General features: G+C 67.4%; 5 protein-coding genes and 1 pseudogene. All 6 read left to right on the top strand.

Annotated elements, in window-relative coordinates; all coding sequences use genetic code 11:
• A pseudogene (locus J7E68_RS19520) lies at positions 1-368 on the top strand (mannose-1-phosphate guanylyltransferase); the annotation flags it as partial.
• A gap of 146 nt (positions 369-514) precedes the next feature.
• Positions 515-1,627 (top strand): BMP family ABC transporter substrate-binding protein, encoded by a 1,113-nt coding sequence (locus J7E68_RS02390; protein ID WP_215169518.1) that lies wholly within the window; start codon positions 515-517, stop codon positions 1,625-1,627.
• Positions 1,628-1,789: 162 nt separating this feature from the next.
• Complete coding sequence (locus J7E68_RS02385; RefSeq protein ID WP_215169516.1) at positions 1,790-3,304, top strand: ABC transporter ATP-binding protein; 1,515 nt, start codon at positions 1,790-1,792, stop codon at positions 3,302-3,304.
• Positions 3,301-4,617, top strand: a complete 1,317-nt coding sequence (locus J7E68_RS02380) for an ABC transporter permease (protein WP_215169514.1) — start codon at positions 3,301-3,303, stop codon at positions 4,615-4,617. The genes J7E68_RS02385 and J7E68_RS02380 overlap by 4 nt, the downstream gene beginning before the upstream one ends.
• The gene (locus tag J7E68_RS02375; RefSeq protein WP_215169512.1) at positions 4,614-5,900 is read left to right on the top strand and encodes an ABC transporter permease; all 1,287 of its coding nucleotides are present in this window, start codon (positions 4,614-4,616) and stop codon (positions 5,898-5,900) included. The genes J7E68_RS02380 and J7E68_RS02375 overlap by 4 nt, the downstream gene beginning before the upstream one ends.
• 7 nt (positions 5,901-5,907) lie before the next feature.
• Positions 5,908-6,266, top strand: a 359-nt coding sequence (locus J7E68_RS02370; RefSeq protein ID WP_215169510.1) for a cytidine deaminase, incomplete at its 3' end; no start/stop codon positions are given.

The following is a 6,266-nucleotide window of genomic DNA, read 5'->3' as shown; positions in this document are numbered from 1 at the left end:
CCGGGCTGAAGAAGATCGCCATCGACTACGCGGTCGCCGAGCCTGCGGCCCGTCGCGGCCGTCTGGCCGTGGTGCCCGGTCATTTCGACTGGGACGACGTCGGCGACTTCGCCTCGCTCACCAAGCTCATCAACAACGGACGCAAGAACGACCTCGCGGTGCTGGGTCCGAAGGCTCGCGTCCTGTCGGATGCGGCGAGCGGAATCCTCGTCAGCCAGACCTCGCGCGTCATCAGCCTGATCGGCGTGAAGGACATCGTCGTGGTCGACACCCCCGACGCACTGCTGGTCACCACGGTCGAGCACGCGCAGCGGGTGAAGGGCGTCGTCGAGTCGCTGAAGCTGACCGGACGAGGCGACGTGCTCTGATGAGCAGTGCCCCCCGCTCATCGGCTGTCTAGATTTCAGGTTTGTAACCATTCGCGGACGGCTTGCCCACGGACATGCACAAAAGTCGAAACAGTAGGTAACTTTGAGCGATCCGCGAGGGCCGCGGCACGTTCAGGAGGCATGAGTTGACCATCTCCACCACCAAGAAGATTCTCGGCGCCACCATCGCCGCGGGCGTCGTCTTCGCACTCGCCGGCTGTGGCCAGGCTCCGACCGAATCGGGCAGCGACGGGGGCGCAGAGGTCGACTCCGACTTCCTCCCCTGCCTCGTCTCCGACGCCGGCGGATGGAACGACAAGTCGTTCAACCAGTCCGCCAAGGAGGGCATGGACCGTGCCGCAGACGAGCTCGGCGTCAAGCCGGTCGAGTTCGAGTCCGCGAACGACAACGACTACGCGCCCAACCTCGAGACCGCTGTCTCCGAGGGCTGCTCGCTCATCGTCGCCGTCGGCTTCAAGCTCTCGGCCGCGACCGTCGAGTCCGCTCTCGCGAACCCCGACATCGACTACGCGATCATCGACGACTACGCCGACAACGACTTCGACGGCACCACCGATGCTCCGAACATCAAGCCCCTCGTCTTCGACACCGCTCAGGCCGCCTACCTCGGTGGCTACGCCGCAGCCGGCTGGTCTGCGGAGTCGGGTGTGAACAAGGTCGGCACCTTCGGCGGAATGCAGATCCCCTCGGTCGCCGTGTTCATGGACGGCTTCCAGCTCGGCGTCGAGAAGTACAACGAGGACAAGTCGGGTGCCGTCGAGGTCTTCGGCTGGGACACCGCCACGCAGAAGGGCTCGTTCACCGGTGGCTTCGACGCCAACGACACGGCCAAGCAGACCGCTCAGGGTGTGCTCGACCAGGGCGTCGACGTCATCCTGCCGGTCGGTGGACCGATCTACCAGAGCGCTGCGGCCGCCATCGCGGACAGCGGCAAGGGCACGCTGCTGGTCGGCGTCGACAGCGACCTCGCCGTCGCTGACGAGAGCGTGGCGGACGTCACCCTCTTCTCGATCATGAAGGCGATCGACGTCGCGGTCGAGGATGCGACGATCGCAGCCTCGAAGGGCGACTTCGACCCGGCTCCCTACGTCGGCACCCTCGAGAACGAGGGCGTGAAGCTCTCGGGCTTCGGCTCGTTCGAGGGCGACCTGCCCGACGGGCTGATGGACGAGATCGCTGCTCTGCAGGACCAGATCATCGCCGGCGACATCACGGTGGAGTCCCCGAACTCCCCGTAATTCATCGAGTTCCAGCGCGGGGCGAGTGGTGCAAGCTGCCACTCGCCCCGCGCCGTGGACGGACCATGACGAAATGTTCACGGCGCATCCGGGCGATCCCCGCACGATGCGCCGGAGATTCTTCGGACTCTTCTGGATGACACTTCTGGATAAGGTGCAGATATGAAGCTCGAACTTCGCGGCATCACCAAGCGGTTCGGAACCCTGGTGGCCAACGACCACATCGACCTGGTCGTCGAGCCGGGGCAGATCCATGCCCTCCTCGGCGAGAACGGCGCAGGCAAATCGACCCTGATGAACGTCCTCTACGGGCTCTATCAGGCGGACGAAGGAGAGATCCTGCTGGACGACGTCGTCCAGCGATTCCGCGGCCCCGGAGACGCGATGAACGCCGGCATCGGCATGGTGCACCAGCACTTCATGCTCGTCCCCGTGTTCACGGTCGCCGAGAACGTCATGCTCGGCCACGAGCAGACGAAGGGCCTCGGAACCCTCGACATCACCAAGGCGCGTGAGCACGTCCGCTCCGTCGCCGCGCGCTTCGGCTTCGACATCGATCCGGATGCCACCGTCGGCGACCTGCCGGTCGGTGTGCAGCAGCGCGTCGAGATCATCAAGGCACTGTCGCGCGATGCGAAGGTGCTCGTGTTCGACGAGCCCACCGCCGTGCTCACGCCGCAGGAGACGGACGAGCTGATGGGCATCATGCGTCAGCTGCGCGACGAGGGCACCGCGATCGTCTTCATCACCCACAAGCTCCGTGAGGTCCGCGAGGTCGCGGACACCATCACGATCGTCCGTCTCGGCCGCATCGTCGGCGAGGCATCGCCCACCGCCACGAACGCCGAGCTGGCCTCTCTCATGGTCGGACGAGCAGTCGAGCTCACCGTCCACAAGGAGCCGCCTCGTCTCGGCGAAGGCGGTCTCGAGGTCAAGGGACTGCGTGTGCTCACCGCGGGGGGAGCGATCGTCGTCGACGGCATCGACTTCTCCGTCCGGCCCGGCGAGGTGCTGGCGGTCGCCGGCGTGCAGGGCAACGGGCAGACCGAGCTGGTCGAGGCCATCGTCGGCCTCGCTGCGCGAGTCGAGGGGTCGATCACCCTCGGCGGCACCGAACTGGTCGGCAAGAGCGTGCGCGCGATCCTCGACGCCGGTGTCGGGTTCGTCCCCGAGGACAGGACGGAAGACGGCCTCGTCGCCGGCTTCTCGGTCGCCGAGAATCTGATCCTCGATCGTTCGGGCGACCCCGAGTTCAGCCGGGGTGGCACTCTGCGCCGGTCCGCGCTCGAGGAGTTCGCCCGCGAGCGGATCACCGAGTACGACATCCGTACCCAGGGCCCGCACACTCCCGCCGGCACCCTCTCGGGGGGTAACCAGCAGAAGGTCGTGATCGCCCGCGAGATGAGCCGTGAACTCAAGCTGCTCGTCGCCGCGCAGCCGACCCGCGGCGTGGACGTGGGCTCGATCGAGTTCATCCACAAGCGCATCATCGAGACCAGAGACGCGGGCATCCCCGTCGTCGTCGTCTCGACCGAGCTCGATGAGGTCGCGGCTCTCGCCGACCGCATCGCAGTGATGTACAGAGGCACCATCGTCGGGATCGTTCCCGGCGACACCCGACGCGAGACGCTGGGACTGATGATGGCGGGCGCCGCCGAGGGAGAGGTGGCCGCATGAGCGGTACGACGCCACAGGGCGACGGCTCGAACGCGAGCTCGGGCGACCAGCTCTCGGTGAACACGACGACGACGCTGCGCGATCCCGTCGACGTGCCTCCGCCCCCGCGCGGCAACGTGATCCTCAAGGAGATGCTGCGCAGCAACGCCGTCACCACGATCCTCGCGATCTTCCTGGCGCTCGTCGTCGGCGGCATCCTGATCGCGTTCACCAACACGGACGTGCAGGAAGCCTCCGGGTACTTCTTCTCGCGCCCGGCCGACACGATCGCCGCAGCGTGGAACGCGGTCTACAACGGCTACGAGGCGCTCTTCCGCGGCGCGATCTTCAACGCGCGAGGTGCGGACTTCGCCGCGCAGATCCGTCCGCTGACGAACACCCTCGGTTTCGCCGCCCCGCTGATCGCGGCGGGACTCGGTGTCGCTCTCGCGTTCCGGGTCGGCCTGTTCAACATCGGCGCACGTGGCCAGATGCTGATCGGTGTCGCCGCCGCGGGGCTGCTCACCTTCCAGCTCGATCTGCCGTTCTGGCTGCACATCCCTGTCACCCTGATCGCCGGCATCGCCGGCGGTGCGCTGTGGGGAGCGATCGCCGGCCTTCTCAAGGCCCGCACCGGCGCCCACGAGGTGATCCTCACGATCATGCTCAACTACGTGGCGTACTACCTGCTGCTGTGGATGATCCGCACCCCGGGCCTGCTGCAGAAGCCGGGCACGAACCAGGCGCTCGGCTACGCCACCCCGGAGAGTGCGCAGTTCCCGTCGCTGCTCGGCCCGCAGTTCCCGCTGCTCGACCTCGGGTTCGTGATCGTCATCATCGCGACCCTGTTCGTCTGGTGGCTGATCGAGCGGTCGTCGCTCGGCATGCGCATGCGTGCCGTGGGTGAGAACCCGCACGCGGCCCGCGCGGCCGGCATCAGCGTGCAGCGCGTCTACGTCTACGCCATGCTGCTCGCCGGTGCTCTCGCCGGTCTCGCCGGCATGAACCAGGTGCAGGGTGCGGTCACGACCGGCATCACCGAGACGATCGACGCCGGTATCGGCTTCGACGCGATCACCGTCGCTCTCCTCGGCCGCAGTCGGGCCTGGGGGACGTTCGCCGCCGGCATCCTGTTCGGCGCACTCAAGGCCGGATCGTTCTCGATGCAGGCCCAGGACATCCCCGTCGACATCGTGCTCGTCGTGCAGTCGCTCGTCGTGCTGTTCATCGCGGCTCCGCCGCTGCTGCGCGCAGTGTTCTTCCTGCCGAAGTCCGACCTCGAGAAGGCGGCCAAGGCGAGAGCCAAGGCCTCGAAGAAGGCGGTGACCGCATGACCTCCCTCGTCCAGAGTGAAGCCGCCGACGGTACCGTGCAGCTCGCCACCGTGCGCGAGCGGCACCTGAAGGCGCCGATCGTCCTCGCCGCAGCCACGGTGCTGCTGGCGCTCCTGTTCCTGCTGGTGCCTCGCAGCGGCACCAGCTCGTTCCGGCTCAACGACCCGTCGTCGCCGTTCGCCCTGCCCGATGTGGCGCTGCCGACGGGGCCGACCAGCTGGGTCGTGATCGTGATCCTGGCGCTGCTGTCGGGTCTGGCGTTCGCGCGGGCGTGGTCGTATCGCAAGCCCTCGATCTGGCTGGTGATCGCCTTCAGCGTGCTCGCCGTCTTCGGCTTCCTCGTGTGGGCGGCCGCGGGCGGCCTCGTTCCCGTCAGCAGCCTGCTCTTCGGCGCGGTTTCGCTGTCGGTCCCGCTGGTGTTCGGTGCCCTCGGCGGTGTCATCGGAGAGCGTGCCGGTGTGGTCAACGTCGCGATCGAGGGGCAGCTGCTGCTCGGCGCGTTCTCGGCGGCGCTGCTGTCGAGCGTCACGGGCAGCCCCTTCATCGGACTCCTCGGTGCGATGGTCGGCGGCGTGCTCGTCGCCGCCGTGCTCGCGGCGTTCGCGATCAAGTACCTCGTCGAGCAGGTCATCGTCGGCGTCGTGCTCAACGTGCTCGTCAGCGGTCTGACCGGATTCCTCTACGGCGCGCTCCTCGCGCCGAACGAGGCCGAGCTCAACCCCCCCGTGCGCTTCAGCCGCATCGAGATCCCGCTGCTCAGCGACATCCCGCTCATCGGCCCGGTGCTGTTCAACCAGACGTTCATCGTGTACCTGATGTTCATCACGGTCGCCATCGTGGCCTGGGGCCTCTACCGCACCAAGTGGGGCCTGCGCGTGCGTGCGGTCGGAGAGCACCCGCAGGCTGCCGACACCGTCGGCATCAAGGTCAACGCGACGCGGTTCTGGAACGTGCTGCTGGCCGGCGCGATCGCCGGCATCGGTGGCGCCTACTTCACGCTGGTCTCGGTGCCGCAGTTCGGAAAGGACATGACGGCGGGTCTCGGCTTCATCGCCCTCGCCGCCGTCATCTTCGGACGGTGGGACCCGATCCGCGCGACCCTCGCCGCACTGCTGTTCGGCTTCGCGACCAACCTGCAGAATCTGCTGTCGATCCTCAAGACCCCGATCCCCGGCGAATTCATGCTGATGCTCCCGTACGTCGTGACCCTGCTCGCGGTCGCCGGCTTCGCCGGTCAGATCCGCGGACCCGCGGCGAGCGGCAAGCCGTACATCAAGTCCTAGGAGAGACATGACAGACATCGACTGGGACGAACTCCGCCAGGTCGCCACCGACGCCATGACCAAGGCCTACGCGCCGTACTCGCGGTACCGGGTCGGCGCGGCCGCACTGGTGGGCGACGGCCGCATCGTGGCCGGCTGCAACGTCGAGAACGCCTCGTACGGTGTGACGCTGTGCGCCGAGTGCGCGCTGGTGGGCGATCTGCACATGTCGGGCGGCGGCCAGCTCGTCGCCTTCGTGTGCGTCAACAACGACGGGCAGACGATCATGCCGTGCGGCCGCTGCCGCCAGCTGCTCTACGAACACGCGATGCCCGGGAGGCTGCTGGAGACCGTCTCCGGCATCCGCCCCATCGATGAAGTACTGCC

This window comes from Microbacterium sp. ISL-103 (assembly GCF_018613995.1).
In the GTDB taxonomy this organism is placed as follows: Bacteria; Actinomycetota; Actinomycetes; order Actinomycetales; family Microbacteriaceae; genus Microbacterium.
The sequence above is the reverse complement of the archived record's forward strand: the minus strand, read 5'-3'. Positions and strand labels throughout refer to the sequence as shown.

Excerpts from the sequence above, each read along its gene's own strand:
- J7E68_RS02385 (WP_215169516.1), top strand. The coding sequence starts at position 1,790 with ATGAAGCTCGAACTTCGCGGCATCACCAAGCGGTTCGGAACCCTGGTG.
- J7E68_RS02380 (WP_215169514.1), top strand. The coding sequence starts at position 3,301 with ATGAGCGGTACGACGCCACAGGGCGACGGCTCGAACGCGAGCTCGGGC.
- J7E68_RS02375 (WP_215169512.1), top strand. The coding sequence starts at position 4,614 with ATGACCTCCCTCGTCCAGAGTGAAGCCGCCGACGGTACCGTGCAGCTC.